This is a genomic window from Thalassobacterium sedimentorum, assembly GCF_031127905.1.
Taxonomy (GTDB): domain Bacteria; phylum Verrucomicrobiota; class Verrucomicrobiia; order Opitutales; family Coraliomargaritaceae; genus Thalassobacterium; species Thalassobacterium sedimentorum.
The window spans coordinates 12,511-30,367 of sequence record NZ_JARXIC010000026.1; the positions used below are offsets into that span (position 1 = coordinate 12,511).

Consider the following 17,857-nt stretch of genomic DNA (forward strand, 5'->3'; position numbering starts at 1 on the left):
ACTGTCGTTCATTTTTTTGGGGGGGAGCACAGTGCATTTCAAGATACTTTGTAATTCTGTATCGTTTTACAATTAATTCCTCATTTAAAGGTGCTTTCAATTCAGTGATGGATGTTAGTGGGGGCTGTGGGGAAGGCAGTCTTCTGCTTAGACGAATAAGTTTGTCGGGAGCTTCTTAGGGCTCTATCATTAGCTTTGTGAGTCTTGTTCGTTGGTTACAATATGTGAGCGTTCAAAGGGTTCAGAAATGGCTTTCCTGGATGCTCTGTGCGAGCGGATTGTTGACGGCAGTGTTATGGTCGCTTCATCTTGATTCGGGTTTTGGTCTTGCTCATTGGGGGCCATCACATCCGTTCCTTTCACTTGCATTGTTTATATGTGGAGTGGTTAGTCTTCGATTATTAACGCAGCAGTCGATACGCTTCGAGAAGGCGCTTTGTTTCGTATTACTCTCGGGATTAGGAGTCTTCGAGTTGCTGATACTACTGCAACCTGATTTCTTGTTGGTCGATTCACATCGGCATCAACTTACAGTCTTATTTCAGGACATCCCGCATTCCTTTAGCGTTCTTTATTTTTTGATCTACACTGTTTTTTTGCTGAGTATCCTGCGTTCAAAACGCAGTAATTGGACTTATCTTTTAGGCAGTGCCTGCTGGGTCGTGATGCTGGCTTTATTTGGCTCCGCTGTAATTGCGCATTTACTGGGCTTTGAGCGGCGACCTGGTTTATTGGGTGCAGATGTGAGCGATCCTGTATATTGCCTGCTCATCGCTTGTAATGCCTGGCTGCAGTTACGTGGTGAACATCGTTATATATCGCGAATCTCGCCAACTAGGTCCGCGTTTTTGGCATGCATGGGAGTGTCGTTGATTGCATATACGGTGATTTCTACCAGTCTCGCTTTGGATCGGAAATTGTTTGAAAAAGACAGTCAATTAATGCTTTCGGATATGAAGCGTGAGATTACCGCGGAGCTAGATGATGTTGTTCGGCTTTTAGGTTTATTTCGCAGTGGTATGCTCGTCTCGGATGCAGATGCGGATGGGAATACCTTTGGTATGGATTTTGAGATGTTGGATGAACGGTTAAAAGTCGTACAAGGTTTCTTTATTTATTCGAGAAGTGAGGCTGGTGTCAGATTATGGGGAGACCCGAAGAGAATTGAGGAGTTACATAGGGTGTTCCCCCATTATGAGCGTCTTATCACCGAACAGAGGGTGGATGCACCTATTCATATTTATCTGGCGTCGGAGGAGAATCACTTGTCGGGGTTGATCGCTTTCCCGCTCCAACCTCAGGGGGCAGACGAAGGCCGTATGCAACAAATTTTCTTTGTGAGAATCTCTTTTGCAGCCTACCTGCAGAAGCTTGCCTTCTCTAATGTTAAGAATGAGCGCATGCTTATGACCATAAATGGGCACCAGATTCGTGAGAACTTTGAACTGCCACAGGATCTATATCAGGAGTGGGGGCAAGAGTTGAAATTTCAAAACTATGGTATGGATTTCGTACTTCGTATCATTCCAGACCCGCAATTGTTTCTACAATTACAAGTCGTTAAGCATCGGCTGTTGTGGCTGACTACCGCATTTGCGGTTTTGATGACTTGGTGGATTGTGTATAAGAATACACGATTTAAACAACTGGTTCAGGAAACCCTGCAGTTAAACTGTCAATTGCAGGAAGAAATTCAAGTGAGGCTAGAGGCAGAGGAGGGGCTAAAAAAAGCAAATCAAGAGCTTGAGCGAAGTAACCGTGATCTTCAGGAATTTGCGCAGGTAGCATCTCATGATTTACAAGAACCTTTACGTATTATTAAGGCTTTCAGTCAGAGAATCCATGCTGGCTATCGCACGGCGTTGGATGAGAAAGGAGAGGATTATTTGAATCGAATGTGCCGGGCTGTCGACAGAATGGGCACACTAATTGATGAGCTATTGAACTATGCACGAGTGGAGACTCGTGCTCAGCCTTTTAAAGCGATTGATTTGAACGCCTTGCTGCTGGAGGTGCAGGAGACTTTTGTCGATCGTTTGGAAGTGACGCATGGGTGCATCATACTGCCCGATCGCATACCTACGATACTGGCTGATGAAGTGCAGATGCGTCAGCTTTTTCAGAACTTATTTAGTAATGCGCTAAAGTTTACGCATTCAGATGTGCCGCCTGTGGTGCACTTGACTTTCGAGGTGGCAGGAGCCTTCTTGCGTGTTTATATTAAGGATAATGGCATCGGAATGGACCCGAAGTATCAGCATAAGATTTTTAAGGTTTTTCAGCGCCTGCATGGGCGTTCCCAGTATCCTGGCACAGGTATTGGGTTAGCAATATGTAAGCGCATTGTTGAACGACATGGAAGTGAATTGAGTGTGCAATCCGCTCTCGGAGAGGGGGCAACTTTTTCGTTCTGCCTGCCTTTGGCTGACGATTTTATTTGCACTGATCTGCCTTAACAATAGTTTTACAAATATGCCTCCAATGATTAAGTTTGTGATAGCCGAGGATGACGAGGATGATCAGTTCTTGATCAAAGAGGCTTTGGAGTCCTGTGGGGTACGTAATCCTTATGTTTTTGTTAATGATGGTGTGGAGCTGCTGGATTATTTAAATCAAGAGCTGAATCAGAAGACAGCAGATATGGAGGCCCCTGCTTTGATCATTTTGCTGGATTTGAACATGCCTCGGATGGACGGGCGTGAGGCATTGAGAAAATTAAAAGCAGATCCCGTCCTGCGCAGGATACCTGTTGTCATTTTGACTACTTCGAAGTCGGATGAAGATATTGTGCGTTCCTATGAAAGTGGCGTGAATTCTTTTGTGACCAAACCGGTGAGTTTTGAGGGCTTGGTGAGTGTGATTGCTGAACTCAAGAGATATTGGATCGAAGTTGTCGAGATTCCAAAGCCTGGCAAATCGTAGTTGTCAGCTCAAAGATGAATGCTCCAATACAAATAGTGCTGATCGAAGATAGTGAGGATGATTACATCCTCGCGAAGGAAGCTTTATCGGATGGTTTGAATGAGGGCGCTTATGTTTTACAATGGTTCGATCAAACGCCGAATGTGAGCGAGTTCTTAAAGCAGTACGATCCGGATGTAATTCTCATCGATTATAGTTTGGGTGAAATAAATGGGGTTGAGTTTGCCAGTCAAATTCGTGAGCGAGATGCCTGTGTGAGTCTAATTCTTCTGACAGGTCTCTCAGATCAAGTGTTTCGTGAGATTGATCAACAGGTGGAAGGTGTGGGGATTTCAGATTTTTTGACGAAAAAAGAAGTGAATGGGGCGACGCTCGCCCGTTCCGTACGCTATGCATACGAAAATGCGATCCAGCGACGTCAATTACAAGAGCAGGCTGCCACAATTGAGGATATTTTACAACGCACCGAGATGGTGATGTGGAGCGAATCGCATTTTAGTGAAGGTGCTTGTGAATGTTATTTTTCGGATTCGATTCAGCGATTGACGGGCTATTCGAAAAAAGAATTCATGAGTCGGCGTATGCGGCTGCTGGATCTGGTCGTTGAGTCGGATCGCGAACGGGTACGGCAGGCTTATGAGCAAGCGGTCGACGGTGAAATTAAGCTGAAGTATCGTATTCAGTGTGGTGATAATAGAAAGCGTTGGGTTGAAGAAACGCGTGAAACACTAGGCAGTCCACATGATGGCAATGGTCTTAATGTCGTAGGTTGCCTGCGAGATATCACACGTGAGGTCGAGTCGGAATCAATGCAGCACCTGATGGCCAAATCATTGGACCAATCCTCTGACGCCATTTTAATCACTGAAGCTAATTTAGAACGTCCGGGACCGAAAATTCTTTATGTAAATAAGGCCATTTGCCGTATGTCAGGTTATACTGCCAGCGAATTGTTGGGGGAAACTCCGCGCATTTTTCAGGGGCCTAAGACTGACCGTCGCGTGTTGGATAAATTACGCATGAAATTGGCGGTGAATGAGGCCTTCCAGGGGATGACGACGAACTACCGTAAAGACGGGAGCGAGTATATTGTTTCATGGCGTATCTCGCCTGTAATGGATCAGGCCGGGAAGGTAACCCATTACGTGTCTACTCAGACTGATGTGACTCAGGAAATTCGCCAGCGGGAACGATTGAATGAGCAGGAAAATTTTCTGCGGGAGATTGGCTCTATGGCGAAGGTTGGTGGATGGCGTTATTTAAAGTCATCGAGGTTAGTTTATTGGACTGACCCTATCTACGAAATTCATGCGATGCCCCATGGAAGCAGTCTTACGATTGATGAAATGCTATCGCTGTACTCGAAACAGGATCAGAAAAAGCTTAAGTGTGCTTGGGATCAATGCATGGAAACGGGCACTCCTTATGGTCTGACTTTGGAGGTTCGTGATCGTCGAGGACAGGTCAAGTGGTGTCGCACCGAGGGCGCTCCAATTTGGTCGAATGGTGAGATCACAGGAGTCTGGGGAGTCTATCAGGATGTGACCGAAACGAGACTGCATTCCGTTGAATTAGAGCAGGCTCTGAAAGCTGCCAATTATGCAAACGAATCCAAGAATCAGTTCCTCATGATGATGAGCCATGAATTGCGCACTCCTCTGAATCCGATTATGGGGTTTGCTGAGTTGATGTTATCCGATACCACGAATGCAGAGCATTGTGCCTACCTGAAACAAATACAGTTTTCTGCTTCTCACTTAGTTAAACTGATCAGTGAAATTTTAGACATTGCCAGTATCGAGTCAGGGCGAATGAAATTGGACTCTCAAGCGCTATCGGTTTCCGCGACGGTAAATGAAGTGATTGAGATGTTTCATCCGCAAGCGCTGGAAAAAGGGCTGACATTGAGGTATATAAATCAGGCTGATGCCTCGTCGGGGATACCGTTGATCTGTATGGGAGATGCTAGTAAAATACGGCAAATTTTAATCAACTTATTAAATAATGCGATTAAATTTACCGAGCAGGGGGAGGTCTGTGTCGAGTTGTTGCCGCCTATTTTCAATGGTGATAAGGTAGGTTTTACTCTGAAAGTAGTTGATTCCGGCATCGGCATCTCCTCCGAACAGATGGGGCACATTTTTAATTGCTTTTACCAGGTTGATCAGGGAGCTGCGCGCAAATATGATGGGAGGGGCATTGGTCTTAATTTATGTCGAGAGCTTGCCGAATTGATGGGCGGGACGATCACTGTCAGCAGCGAGCTGGGCAAGGGGTCTACTTTTACGTTTAAGCTGAGTTTGCCACGGGTTCTTACTGTTCAGTCTGAAGCCAGTCCTATAGTTCGCCCGCTTGCATCTGTTTCCAAGCAAGCAAAAGTGTTGGTCGTTGAAGATGATGCAATGAATCGTCTCGTGATTAGTGAGTTACTTCAGTCCATGAATGTAGTGCATGAGCTTGCTACAGATGGCTATGAGGCGCTCGATCTGCTGTCGCGTGATACATTTTGTTTAGTCTTGATGGATATACAGATGCCCAAATTGAACGGGATTGAGGCGACGCGTCGGATCCGTGCGGCGAGCGATCAGAATTCGAAGGTGCGAATCGTTGCTCTGTCTGCTCATGTTGTTGATGATATAAAAAAAGAGGCGATTGATGCTGGTATGGATGATTTTCTGGAAAAGCCTGTCACCTTGTCGAAATTAAAGACTTTTTTTGATCAATCGTTCTTTGAGGAACCTGAGGTATAATGGGTAATGGTCTTATCTATGATTGACCAAAGGGCATCGGGCTCGACTGGTTTTTGCAGGCCTCCATCCATTCCTGCTGCGATTAAATCGAGTTGATTATTTTGGAAAGCAAGAGCAGTGACGGCTATGATGGGAGTGGTATTGCCCGTTTTGCGAAGTTTTCGGGTCGTTTCAAATCCGCTCATTCCAGGCATTTTTAGATCCATAAGAATGATGGAGTAGCGCTTAGAATTACATAGTTCGATCGCGTCTTGCCCAGTCTTAGCATGTGTTACCTGAAAATGTCGTTGTTTTAAACAGGCGATCATCAGTTCGGCATTACTTGGTTCATCTTCGACCAAGAGCACCTCTTTTGTTGGATGCACCGCCATCTGAACGGCGTCGGTGTTGCTTGATACTAATTGAGTGCTGTCCTCAATCGGGTTTGAAATTACTTTTTTAAGATTTGTTTCTGTTGTGGGTATTTGTTGTAGCGGTGTCGGAATTTGAACATGAAACTCGGTTCCTTGCCGGTAATCATTTGCTATCCAGATTCGTCCTCCCATCAGTTCTGTTAGACGTTTGCAAATGGCTAAACCCAGCCCCGCACCTTCATGTGCACGACTATGTGAGCTGTCGAGTTGTTGGAATTCTTGAAAGACAGTTTCATGTTGTTCTTCCGGAATGCCAGGCCCCTGATCTCTTACGATAATGTGTAGGCAGGCTGGAGTGCTGGGGTTGTTTTCGATTGTTTGTTGCATTGCTGCTTTAATCTGGATGACGCCGGATTCGGAGAACTTAATGGCATTGCCGACCAGATTGAGGAGGATTTGTCGAGTCCTGGCTGGATCGATACAGCAGGGTGTATTTAGATCAGAAGTCATTTCAGATTGTAAGATCAAGCCTTTCTCCTGACAGGGTTGTTCAAAGATACTAAAGATATCATCCAGAATGTCCTGCAATAAGCTGGGTTTCGTTTCGATCCTTAGTCGACCAGCTTCGATGCGTGATATATTTAAGATGTCTTCGATGAGTTGTAGTAGATCTTGAGAACGTGATTTGATAATTTCTAGCCATCCCTGCTGGTCTTTGGGCAAGTTTGTTACCTGAAGTAATAGATCAGTAAACCCGAGTATGGGATTTAGTGGTGTGCGTAATTCATGACTCATTGTCGCTAGAAAGACATTTTTTGCCTGGCTGGCGGCTTCGGCCGCTTCTTTTGCTTCGATGAGTGCCGCTTCGTATTTTTTGCGCTCTGTGATGTCGGTTGATACCTGGCTTAAGGCGACGATCTCTCCATCCCGATTTCGAACCAACTGCATCTTGCTAATAAACTGTTTCAGGGTGCCATCGGCTGTGCATTTAGTGAGTTCTCCCTGCCAGCTTTCGTTTTGTTGTGTCAGAGCTAGGTAGTCTTGTCCTTTTTGATCTGGGTCACTGTTGGTACTGTATTCCAATATTGAAGAGCCGATGAGTTTGGAGCGCTCATAGCCTAAGGTTTGAATTTCAGCATCATTTACATAAGTAATTGTACCGTTGAGATCCATGACAGTCACGCAGTCTTGAATTTGTTCCAATACTAATGCCTGTAGTTGTAGTTGCTGTTCATCGCGATATTGTTGGGTTATATCTCTGCCGACACCGAGGACTCCTAAGGCGTCTCCGTTGGCGCTTTGATAAGGAGCTTTGAGCATGCTAATTAGGGCTTTGTTTCCGCTTGGATCGCTCATCCACTCTTTATTGTGTCGCGGATGTCCTTGGGCTAGCATTCTCCTATCGTTTTCGCGAAAACCATCTGCTAATTCCTTATCAAATAGTTCATAGTCTGTTTGCCCTCGTATGACCTCTGGCGTCATGCCGACTATACTGGCAAATTTTGCGTTACAGCCGAGATACTTCCCGTTTAGATCTTTGTAGAAGATCATATCTGGAATGGAGTTAAAGAGTGATGTGATGAAGCCTAGATTGCGGCGTAGAGCTTCTTCAGACTTTTTGATTTCAGTGATATCTTGGTGAGTGCCATAGATCCATTCAGGCTTTCCGTCTTTTGTACGCGTGGTGAGTTTTCCGCGATCCATAATCCAGATCCACGATCCGTCTTTGTGCTTCATACGCAGTTCACATGCATAGTAGTCTGTTTTTCCTTCAAAGTGCTCGTTGATACGTTTGGTAGCGATTTTGAAATCGTCGGGATGGCATAATTCGATCCATGTGTGTACTGTGATAGGAGTTAGCTCTTCCAGGCTATGACCTGTCATTTCAGCCCAATATTCATTGAGCTTCAGTGCGCCGGTTTCCACATTCCACTCCCAGGTGCCGACATGGGTGCCAGAAAGTATGTTGGAGAGTCGCGTCTGTTCGGCGGCCAACACCTCTTGCATCTGACGGCGTTCCGTATTGTCCTGCACGATCGAGAAGAGTACGGGTTCTTCATTCTGTTGTATGCAAATAAATAGGACTTCGACTGTTCTTTGTTCGCCGTTACGTAAGCGATGCTTGAATTGATAGCTCTTCTTTTCGCCTGTCGTGACCTGTTGCAGCACGTCCCCAGTGGCAGCAAAGGCACCTCCATCGATTTCTGATAGATTGAGTTGTGAAAGTTCAGATTGGGTATAGCCGTAATAGTCCAGCGCGGCGGGATTGGCATCGAGGATGTGTCCGCCTTGAGGGGCGATCAGTAGGATCGGGGTGGCGCTGTTTTTGAATAGGCCTGCAGTTTGACCTTCACTTTCCTTTAGGTGAATCAGCAGCTTACGCTGTTTTAAATAAATGAATCCAATTACGATGCCGCAGGCTGCGAGCAATACGGCAATGATAAATGCAGTGATGAAGTAGGCCTTGTATTTGGCATACGTTGAAAGTGGTTTGTCGAGTATGACGGCATCTTGGGGTAATTGTGAGAGGCGTAGCTGATGACGCTGCAGTTCTTTGTAATCGAAGTAGTAAACATTGCCGTAGTTTTCGATCAAAGGATTCTTTGGCTGTGGTTTGCCGTTGAGGTAGTCTTCTGCTAACTTTGTTGCTAATTGAGCCATTTGATAGTGTGAGACGACTTTGCCTCCGAGAAAGCCGAGTCCGATGCCATGGGAGTAGGGGTAAATAATCGGACGTTGTGTATGTTGCTTGAGCCACAATGTAAGATCCAGAAAGCTCATCTGGGTGCCATCCTTGTCCATATACGCCGATAGCAGGAGTAGGACGTCGTTTATAGAATGCGCTTGAAGCTCTTGTGCGAGTTCGTTGAAACTCAGATGGCTTAAGTCTTCAATCTTAAGACGAGTTGTAATCTCGGGTGATAGGCCTTTCAGTAGGGATTTTAATTGGGCCTGACCGCTCGGAGTGGGTCGGTAATCACATGTAATGTGGCTAAACTAGGAAATAGGTCGAATGCAAGTGCCGCATTTTCATGCAGTGAATTTTGCTCGAGAATTCCGGAGAATTCGGCACGTCTTGCGGCGGTGTGAGCTAATTGATAATCGTTAATCCCAAAGAAGATTACTGGCACGGTGCCGAGTAATGTATCTTTATACTCCAGTAGAAATTTTAGAGCATTGTCATCGGATGATAGTATGAGGTCATAGTTCCCATGTGATTCGACTTTGTCGCGGATGCATTCGTATGTGATTGGAAAACGCTCTGCCACTGGGTGGCGCTTGGTGTCCATGTAGATAACATCGAGTTCGCGCTTGGCTTGATTGAGTAACTGAGTAACCGCCTGAAAGTGGCTCGGCGCTGAAGTAAACTCTGAATGATACGAGCTGAGGTAGAGAATACGTGTGGTGGGTTCCGCTGCGCACGTGGTTGCTATTGCAAAAAATAGCAAGAGTAGGCTCGTGATTTTGACTGGTATCGACTGGGGCATGTCGCGCTTTTTCAAGCAGAGAGGAGTTTCTTTGTATTTGAAACGGGCTGAGTAAGCAATCTCATTTTAGCTTGCGGGAAATGTGGTATGCTCCGTTTATTGAGGGGCATTCGAATGCCAAGTCTGCCAAGCATTCAGCGGTCCTAATTATATTAGGAGCCACGCTTGGCACTCTGTGCGCAATGGATAGGAGTGTCGATTGCCCGTTTATTAATTCGTCGGAAGATTTTTGTCCCTACAATTCCGCTTATGAGTCATGGACCAGGCGACGCCGCTGATCATCAAGGTTGAGGCGATGGCTAGGCGGAGTGTGAATTGTTCGTCGATGTATACAATACCTCCCAGTGTGGCGAGTAAGGGGACTAGCAGCTGAGCGATTGCAGCCTGAGTGGTTGTTAGTTTGGGAAGCGCTGTATACCATAGGACATAGCCTAAGCCAGAGGTTAGGCCTCCAGATAGGAGCGCAAGTGCGATTCCTTGGGGGATTAGCTGTGTGTGAGCGAAGGCGCAGACACTGCTTGCCAGCGCAAATGGTGCAGCTCTTAGGAAATTGCCCGAGGTGGTTAAGATGGGAGACGAGCGTCCCCTTCCCGCGATGGAGTAGGCGCCCCATGCGATACCACTGATCAGCATCAGGAGTGCGCCGAGTGGATCTGGCGCGGAGACCCCAGGGGAGACTAAGTAAACGATCCCTGCGATGGCGACCGCGAAGGCAGTCCATTGACTGCGATGCATACGTTCACCTTGGCGATGCGCGGCCAGCAGCATGGTGATTTGGACCGCTCCGAACAGTATTAAGGCACCCGTGCCAGAGCTTAGGGAGCGATAGGCCATCGAAAATGCGGCGGCGTAGGCATAGAGCGCAAATCCTGAGCGCCAAGAGCCCTGCGCCCAACCAGTGCCCGCGCCTGGGATTATCCAGATCGAGAGCGGAACTAATACCATGACAGCTCCGAGGAGTCGCAGCGAAGTAAAGGAGTAGGGGTCAATGGCAGCTCCTTCCAACGCTAGCCGGCACAATACAGAATTACCGGCGAACGCGATGAGCGTCAGCGCTGTTAAGCAGAGGACCTTGATCTGTGGGAACATGTGCTTGGGAGCCGCGCCGCAGGTGCTTATTCCTGCGAAGGTGGTAGGGAGTGCTATAAGTAGAGAGTGGAGAGTCGCTCGCTAAGAGTGAGCGCTGCAGCGCTTGGCTGCGGTCACACTTATGCACGGCACCCTTGGTGCCATGACTCTTTGCTGGAAGCTCGATGAGTTTTCATCCTTATCAGCCTCGCGTCGGACTGGATTCACGCTAATTCACGTAAATTAACGGTTCCACTCCAGCGTCTGCCAGCTGAGTGCTTCAGCTCTTTGCTCCGGCTTCGATTGCTTCCACGATCTTGGCGTAGATCGCCGCGACGGGCATCTGGGCCAGTTCGCTGGAGTGGATGCGGGCGACGTTGAGCTCGGGCAAGGTGTCCAGTGACTCAGAGAGGCAGACGTCGCGGTTGGCTTCCACCTCTTCGACGCGGTCGATCGGGGTGAAGTGGGGCGCGGAGTTGAGCGCTTGCGGGTGCTCTTTGACCAGTTTTAGGATGGCTTTGACGGCTTCGGCGAAGCGGTCGAGCTCGGCTTGGGTGTAGCTCTCGGTGGGCTCGATCATGAGGCCGAGGGCTTCGGGCCAAGCCACGGTGGGCGCGTGAAATCCGAAGTCGAGGAAGAGCTTGCCGATACGGGGCGCGGCGTCGCTCTTGCGTAGGCCGACACTTTCGAGTGCCCCGAAGTCTTCGGGTTTGAGTGAGAGAATGAACTCGTGCATGCGCGGTTCAGCGTCGGAACCGGTGGGCAAGGTTGCGTAGTCCTCGCGTAATTGCTCGTGGAGGTAGCGGGCGCTCAGCACCGCCATTGCCGACATGCGGCGCACGCCTGCGTGTCCGAGTCGCAGTAGATAGCTTAGGCAGCGCACTTTATGCGCGAAATTGCCCCAGTGGCGGTGGAAGGAGCCAATCGACTTTTCCGCTTTGACGGGAGTGTAGGTGGTGCCGTCGAACTCGATTTGGTAGCCAGGCAGGAAGGGCAACAGCTTGTCACTGACGGCCACGATGGCATCGCCGGGGCCGCCGCCGCCGTGGGGGATGGTCCAGGTCTTGTGTAAATTGTTGTGCACCGCGTCCACGCCTAAGGCGCCGAGGTCGATCCAACCGGCAATGGCGTTCATGTTGGCGCCGTCCATGTAGACCAGGCCGCCGAGTGCGTGAATCTTTTCCGCGATCTGCTTGAAGGAAGTCTCGAAGATGCCGGAGGTGTTGGGGTTGGTGATCATCACACCCGCGATGCGCTGGCCGTATTCTTCGATGCGGCGGTCGAGGTCTTCGTTGAGCACGCGGCCCTCGGTGTCGGCTTCCAAATAGACGATTTTGCCCTGCTTGCCGCCGAAGCCGGCCATGGTGGCGGTGGCGAAGTTGGTGCCGTGCGCCGAGCGTGGGATCAGGATGATGTCACGTGTCTCACCTTTGTCGCGGTGGTAGGCTTGGAATAGTTTGAGTCCCACCAGTTCGCCCTGCGCGCCTGCGAGCGGTTGCGTAGTGACACCGGGCAGGCCGGTGATACCCTTGAACCATTCTTGAATTTCGTGCAGCACCATCAGGCAGCCCTGTGAATCTTCGACTGGCGCTTGCGGGTGCAGGTCGGTGAAGCCAGGCAGGCTGGCCGCCCAGTCGTTGACCTTCGGGTTGTACTTCATGGTGCAGGAGCCGAGCGGGTAGCAACCGTCGTCGGGGCTGACGTTGAGTTTGCCCAGCTCCTGATAATATTGGATCACTTCGTCGGCGCTGTAGCACGGCAAGCCCGGCGCGGTGGCGCGGATTTGCTCGGCAGACACGGCGGCCAATGTTTGCGCGTCAGCTGCGGGCGCTCCGAAAACGGATTCAAAGGCCGCGAGCAGAGCGTCGAGTGGTTGCTCGCGATTGGAGAAGGAGAGCTTTAAGAGCTGACGTTCACCTGCGATGCGATCGGAGACATCGGCCCCAGCCAATACACCCGCTGCGCGAGCGGCGGTTAGCACGGAGGCGACTGGTTGGGAGAGCTTAAAAGTCACTTCGTGGTAACTTTTGGACTGCGGGAAGGCCAGCTCGACGCCATCGAAGCGAGTTAACTGGGCGACCGCCTGGCTGAGCTTGCTGCGTAGATCGCTTAAAATCTTTTCCAGTCCAGAGTCGCCGCGTTCCAGCAGCGCAGCCCCGACCAGTGTGGCGATAAAGGCTTGGTTCGAGCAGATGTTGGAGGTGGCCTTGTCCTTGCGGATGTGTTGTTCACGGGTGGAGAGCACGCCGACGCGGCATTCGCGACCGGCGCTGTCTTTGGCCTTGCCGATGAAACGGCCAGGGGCGGCGCGCACGCCGTTGCGGTCTTTGCTGCTGAAACGCACACCGAAGAGTCCGAGTCCCGGGCCGCCGAAGTTGGGAGCCAGTGCGAGGTGGTGGGCCTCGCCGACGATGATATCGACGCCATTTTCGCCGAAATCGCAGGGAGCCTTGAGTCCGCCGGGCGCCAGCAAGAGTGGATCAATCACCGCGATCGTTTTGAGCCCGCGTTCAACGGCAAATTGAGTGAGCGCATCGACCTCTTCCAGTAAGCCGAAGGTGTTGACTTGGGGGAAGACGATGGCGGCGAGGCGATCCGCCGCATCCGTTGCGGCCGCGGCGAGCGCTGTTGGATCGATGAGGCCCGTCTGCGGATCGGCGGGCACTCGGATGAGTTCGATTTCAGTGCCTTCTGATTGAGTGGCCAGCACTTCCAAGTCGCCCGGGTAGAGTGTTTCGGGGATGAGAGCCGCTGATTTGCCACGGCTCATGCGGATGGCGGCGCAGATGCCCTCGAAAATAGAAGTCGAGCGGTCGTAGAGTGAAGCGTTCACCGCTTCGAAGCCCGTCAGGCGGGCCATCGAGCATTGGTAGATCCAGTGCGCCAGCAAGGTGCCCTGGCTCAGCTCTGGCTGATAGGGCGTGTAGGCGGTGGTCATGTTGCGAATGTCGCAAATCGGCGCGATGACCGGGGACGGCACAAAGTCGGGCACGCCGTCGCCGAGAAAACTGGTGCCGATGCGATTCTTGGCTGCGATGGCGCTGAGGCGCTCTTTAAGTGCCTCGTACTCCAGCTCCTCCGGTAGCTCCAGCTCGTTGGGGAAACGCACATCACTGGGGATGTGGTCGAAGAGGTCGTCCAGCCGTTCTTTGCCCACGGCGTCGAGCATGGCGCGAATGTCAGATTCGCTGGCAGGAATGTAGTGGCGCGCGAGTTCGCGCTGGTCGGCTAGTGAGGCTTGCATGGTAGTGTGTAAAAAGATGCTGTAAAACGAACGATCCAGACTTGTGACGCCTGTAAACACAATAATTTTCAGATAAGTTTTCTCAGGATACTGCAGCAGTATCTTGGAGCGGAACTTGACTTTATGAGATGGAATTGAGTTTCATTGCGCGCGAGCTCATAAGCTTCGACTTTTTGTAGGGGTTTCACTGGTGAGGAGCAGCCGATGTAGGGAGCCGCACAGAAGCGGTCTTTACCAGTGAAGCCCCTACGACAGATTAAACTCGCAGCCACTACTTTTTCCAAAAACAGATTTAATTATGCCAAGCGTACTTCAGATACCACTTCACGATTTTCATGCCGCTCAAGGCGCACGTTTCGTTGCATTCGGCGGTTGGAATATGCCGGTGCAATATACCAGCATTTTGGAGGAGCACAAGGCGGTGCGTGAAGCCGCCGGGCTCTTTGACGTGAGCCACATGGGTGAGTTTTTTGTGCAGGGCAGCGATGCGGCACTCTTCTTAGACCGGTTGGTGGTGAATGCCGTAGCTAGTGCGCCGATCGGGAAGGCGGTCTATTCCCCCATGTGCAATAGTGAAGGCACGGTCGTCGATGACTTGATTGTCTATCGGACTGGAGAGGAAGCGTTTCTTGTTTGTGTCAACGCGGGGAATATTGAAAAAGATTACGGCTGGTTCTTGAAGCAGGCCGAGCGTTGGGGCTTGGATGTTAGCATTGAGGACCACTCTGATGACTATGCTTTGCTCGCCTTGCAGGGGCCTCAGGCGGAAGCGATTTTACTGGCAGTTGGGCTGGGGGAAGTTGCGGAAATTAAACGCTTTTGGCACCAGTTGGTGACATTTGGGGGTGAAAAGGTTCGTATTTGTCGCACGGGCTATACGGGGGAGGATGGCTTTGAGATTTACTGCTCGCCGAAGGTTGCGGAGGTGTTGGCGAAGCAAATTATGTCTGAGGGGGACGCTTTTGGCGTGAAGCTCTGCGGGCTGGGGGCGCGTGATAGTTTGCGTCTTGAGGCTGGTTTACCGCTCTATGGGCATGAATTGAGTGACCACATCACTCCATTTGAGGCCAGTCTCGACTGGACGGTGAAACTGAATAAGACTGATTTTATTGGTAAGAACGCGTTGACGGAGCAAAAGGAAAACGGCATTCCGCGTCGCGTGGTGCATTTCAGGCTCGAGGGGCGTCGTATTGCGCGTGAGGGTACGCCGGTGGTGGATGCGTCTGGTGAAGCGGTGGGACGGGTACTCTCAGGCACGCTCTCGCCAATCATAAACTGCCCGATTGGTAGTGCGATTGTTCGCAGTGAGGTGAGGGATGCGCCACTGTTTGTGGATCTGCGTGGCAATCAGTTGCCGCTGCAAATCGCAAAGCCGCCGCTGCATAAATAATGTAGTGGGGGTCCTGCTCCCGGACGTTGAGCTCTGTAGTTGGAAGCTATGGTTACATTATTGTAGCAGGAGCATCTTGCTCTCGAACGTTGGTCTTGGAGCTGGAACTGGCGACCCTACTTTTTTAGCGCCGCGTCGAACCAGTTGCTGCCGAAGTCGTTGTTGCTGGAACGGCGCTCGCCGCGTTGGCCGTTCTTGGGCTTGCCACCGGGCCCCTTCGGGCTACCGGTGCGCTCTTTTTTGCCACCGATTTCGGGCTGCTTTTTCATGGACAGGGCGATGCGGTTGCGTTGAAGATCGATCTCAGTGACCGTGACTTGCACCTTGTCGCCGACTTTCACGACCTTGTTGGGGTCGTCGACGAATTTGTCTGCGAGTTGACTGATATGGACGAGGCCATCTTGGTGTACGCCGACATCCACGAAGGCTCCGAAAGCGGTGACATTAGTCACGATTCCGGGTAGCTTCATGCCGAGGGTGAGGTCGGAGGGCTTATCCACGCCTTCGGCAAAGGCGAAGGCTTCGAACTGTTTGCGTGGATCACGGCCAGGTTTGGCCAATTCTTCCATGATGTCGCGCAGGGTTGGCAGCCCGACTCCTTCCGATACGTAGTCTTGCAAGTTAATTTTCGAACGGGCGCCACCGTCCTTGGTTAGATCTTCGACTTTGCAGCCTACATCGCCAGCCATTTGCTCGACGAGAGCGTAGCGTTCGGGGTGCACGCCGCTTTGATCGAGTGGATGGGCGGCATCTCGAATGCGTAGGAATCCGGCGCATTGCTCAAAGGCTTTGGGGCCGAGTCGGCTGACTTTGGTCAATTCTTTGCGTGATTTGAAGGGGCCATTTTCCTGACGGTGAGCGATGATATTGCCTGCGATGGATTCGTTGAGGCCGGATACGTAGGAGAGCAGTTGCTTACTGGCGGTGTTCACTTCGACGCCCACCTTGTTCACGGAGGAGATCACGGTGTCGTCGAGTGTCCGTTTGAGTGCAAATTGGTCGACATCGTGTTGGTATTGTCCTACGCCGATTGATTTAGGGTCGATTTTGACCAACTCGGCGAGAGGGTCCATTAGACGGCGTCCAATGGAGACGGCGCCACGCACGGTGAGGTCTTGATCGGGGAACTCGTCGCGGGCGGCTTCGGATGCGGAGTAGATGGAAGCGCCCGATTCGTTGACACTGACGATAATAATATTGGCGGGGAGTCCGAGTCCGCGGAAGAAGGTTTCCGTTTCTCGGCCGGCGGTGCCGTTGCCGATGGCGATGGCTTCGATCTTGTATTTTTCGATCAGCGCCTTGGCCTCCACGGCCGCGCGTTCGACTTGTCCCGTGCCGCCCGTGCAGAAGAGCACGTGATTAAAGAGTAGCTTGCCTTGAGCATCGAGAATGACGGTCTTGCAACCCGTGCGAAAGCCTGGGTCGACGGCCATCGTGCGCTTTTGTCCTAGGGGAGAGGCGAGCAATAGTTCGCGCGCGTTGTCGGCGAAGACTTGGATGGCGGCTGCATCTGCTTTCTTTTTTGCTTGGATGCGCACTTCGGTTTCCATTGAGGGGCTAAGCAGGCGCTTGTAAGCGTCGGAGATGGCTTTCTTGACCTCGTCGGCGGCAGAGCCACGGCCATTGAGAAATTGCTTTTCGATAATGCTGATGCCAGCTTCTTCTTCCGGTAGGATCCGGTGGAAGAGGAAGCCTTCTTTTTCGCCGCGTCGAATCGCCAGCACACGGTGGGAGGGGGCATTTTTGATGGGTTCCTTCCACTCGAAGTAGTCGCTGTATTTGGCCCCATCGACTTCTTTGCCCGGGAAAGCTTCGGAGCTTAGGATGCCTTGCTCCCAGAAGAGCTTGCGCAGTTTCTCGCGGACGTCGGCATCATCGCTGATCCATTCGGCTATAATGTGGCGGGCACCTTCGAGTGCAGCATTAGCGTCTGCGACTTCTTTTTCAGCGTCGACATAGCTAAGTGCCTGTTCGGCAGTATCATTTGCATTTTGATTTTCGAAGATATGCGTGGCCAGCGGCTCGAGCCCACGTTCGCGCGCGATCATCGCTTTGGTGCGGCGCTTGGGGCGGAAGGGGAGGTAGATGTCTTCTAGCTTTGCCAAGGTTTTCGCCTCAGCGATTTTAGTTTTTAGTTCATCTGTCAGTAGGCCACGTTCATCGAGCGATTTTTTTATCGATTCCCGGCGATTGGCTAAGTCGGCTAGTTGTTGCAAGCGGTCACGGATGCTGGTGATTTGAACTTCATCCAGTTCACCGGTTTGTTCTTTGCGATAGCGGGCGATGAAGGGCACGGTGCCACCCTCTGCGATGAGCGCCGCGGTGGCAGTCACTTGTTGAGCAGTTAGGCTCAGTTCTTCGGCGATTTGGTCAATGAATGGGTTCTGCATGGGTCAATAAAGAGGCAATCCATCTCGGATCTGTTTGGGAAGCGGATGACCCTATGCCACTTGCTGTGTAGGGAAAGCAAAACTGTCAGCTAAAATGTTTTTTTTCGGACAACAGAGTCATTCGCTGTGTCCCGATGCTGGACTCCCGGACCTGTGCCAGCCTCTTGACTGTAGCGTGGTGTTGTGAAGGCGTTTGGGCCTCTATATGATAGCGCTTCGACTGGCCGGCTAACAGACTCGAGGGCCAGCGGG

9 protein-coding genes are annotated in these 17,857 nt (G+C 51.0%); 4 read left to right on the forward strand and 5 right to left on the reverse strand.

The window, feature by feature from the left end; genetic code table 11:
* Positions 1-383 precede the first annotated feature (383 nt).
* The 3 genes from QEH59_RS13955 to QEH59_RS13965 are packed head-to-tail and all read left to right on the forward strand — an operon-like array spanning position 384 to position 5,672.
* Entirely contained in the window at positions 384-2,456 is a 2,073-nt protein-coding gene (locus QEH59_RS13955) for a sensor histidine kinase (RefSeq protein ID WP_308985990.1), read from the forward strand.
* Between the two features lie 16 nt (positions 2,457-2,472).
* The gene (locus QEH59_RS13960) at positions 2,473-2,922 is read left to right on the forward strand and encodes a response regulator (RefSeq protein ID WP_308985991.1); all 450 of its coding nucleotides are present in this window, start codon (positions 2,473-2,475) and stop codon (positions 2,920-2,922) included.
* 14 nt (positions 2,923-2,936) lie between these two features.
* On the forward strand, positions 2,937-5,672 hold the full coding sequence (locus QEH59_RS13965) for a response regulator (protein WP_308985992.1): 2,736 nt from the start codon (positions 2,937-2,939) through the stop codon (positions 5,670-5,672).
* On the opposite strand, the gene QEH59_RS13970 is transcribed toward QEH59_RS13965, so the two are convergent.
* From QEH59_RS13970 to gcvPB, 4 genes are all read right to left on the reverse strand, one after another.
* Positions 5,642-8,827 (reverse strand): PAS domain S-box protein, encoded by a 3,186-nt coding sequence (locus tag QEH59_RS13970; protein ID WP_308985993.1) that lies wholly within the window; start codon positions 8,825-8,827, stop codon positions 5,642-5,644. The genes QEH59_RS13965 and QEH59_RS13970 overlap by 31 nt on opposite strands.
* A gap of 140 nt (positions 8,828-8,967) precedes the next feature.
* The gene (locus tag QEH59_RS13975) at positions 8,968-9,528 is read right to left on the reverse strand and encodes a hypothetical protein (RefSeq protein WP_308985994.1); all 561 of its coding nucleotides are present in this window, start codon (positions 9,526-9,528) and stop codon (positions 8,968-8,970) included.
* 195 nt (positions 9,529-9,723) lie between these two features.
* Positions 9,724-10,602, reverse strand: coding sequence for a DMT family transporter (locus QEH59_RS13980; protein ID WP_308985995.1), 879 nt, complete (start codon positions 10,600-10,602; stop codon positions 9,724-9,726).
* Between the two features lie 259 nt (positions 10,603-10,861).
* Positions 10,862-13,825, reverse strand: coding sequence for an aminomethyl-transferring glycine dehydrogenase subunit GcvPB (gcvPB, locus tag QEH59_RS13985; RefSeq protein WP_308985996.1), 2,964 nt, complete (start codon positions 13,823-13,825; stop codon positions 10,862-10,864).
* A 298-nt stretch (positions 13,826-14,123) separates the two neighbouring features.
* Here gcvPB and gcvT point away from each other — a divergent pair, with 298 nt between their 5' ends.
* Complete coding sequence (gene gcvT / locus QEH59_RS13990; protein ID WP_308985997.1) at positions 14,124-15,215, forward strand: glycine cleavage system aminomethyltransferase GcvT; 1,092 nt, start codon at positions 14,124-14,126, stop codon at positions 15,213-15,215.
* Between the two features lie 116 nt (positions 15,216-15,331).
* Here the strand turns inward: gcvT and QEH59_RS13995 are convergent, their stop codons facing one another.
* Positions 15,332-17,605, reverse strand: a complete 2,274-nt coding sequence (locus QEH59_RS13995; RefSeq protein WP_308985998.1) for a Tex family protein — start codon at positions 17,603-17,605, stop codon at positions 15,332-15,334.
* Positions 17,606-17,857 lie beyond the last annotated feature (252 nt).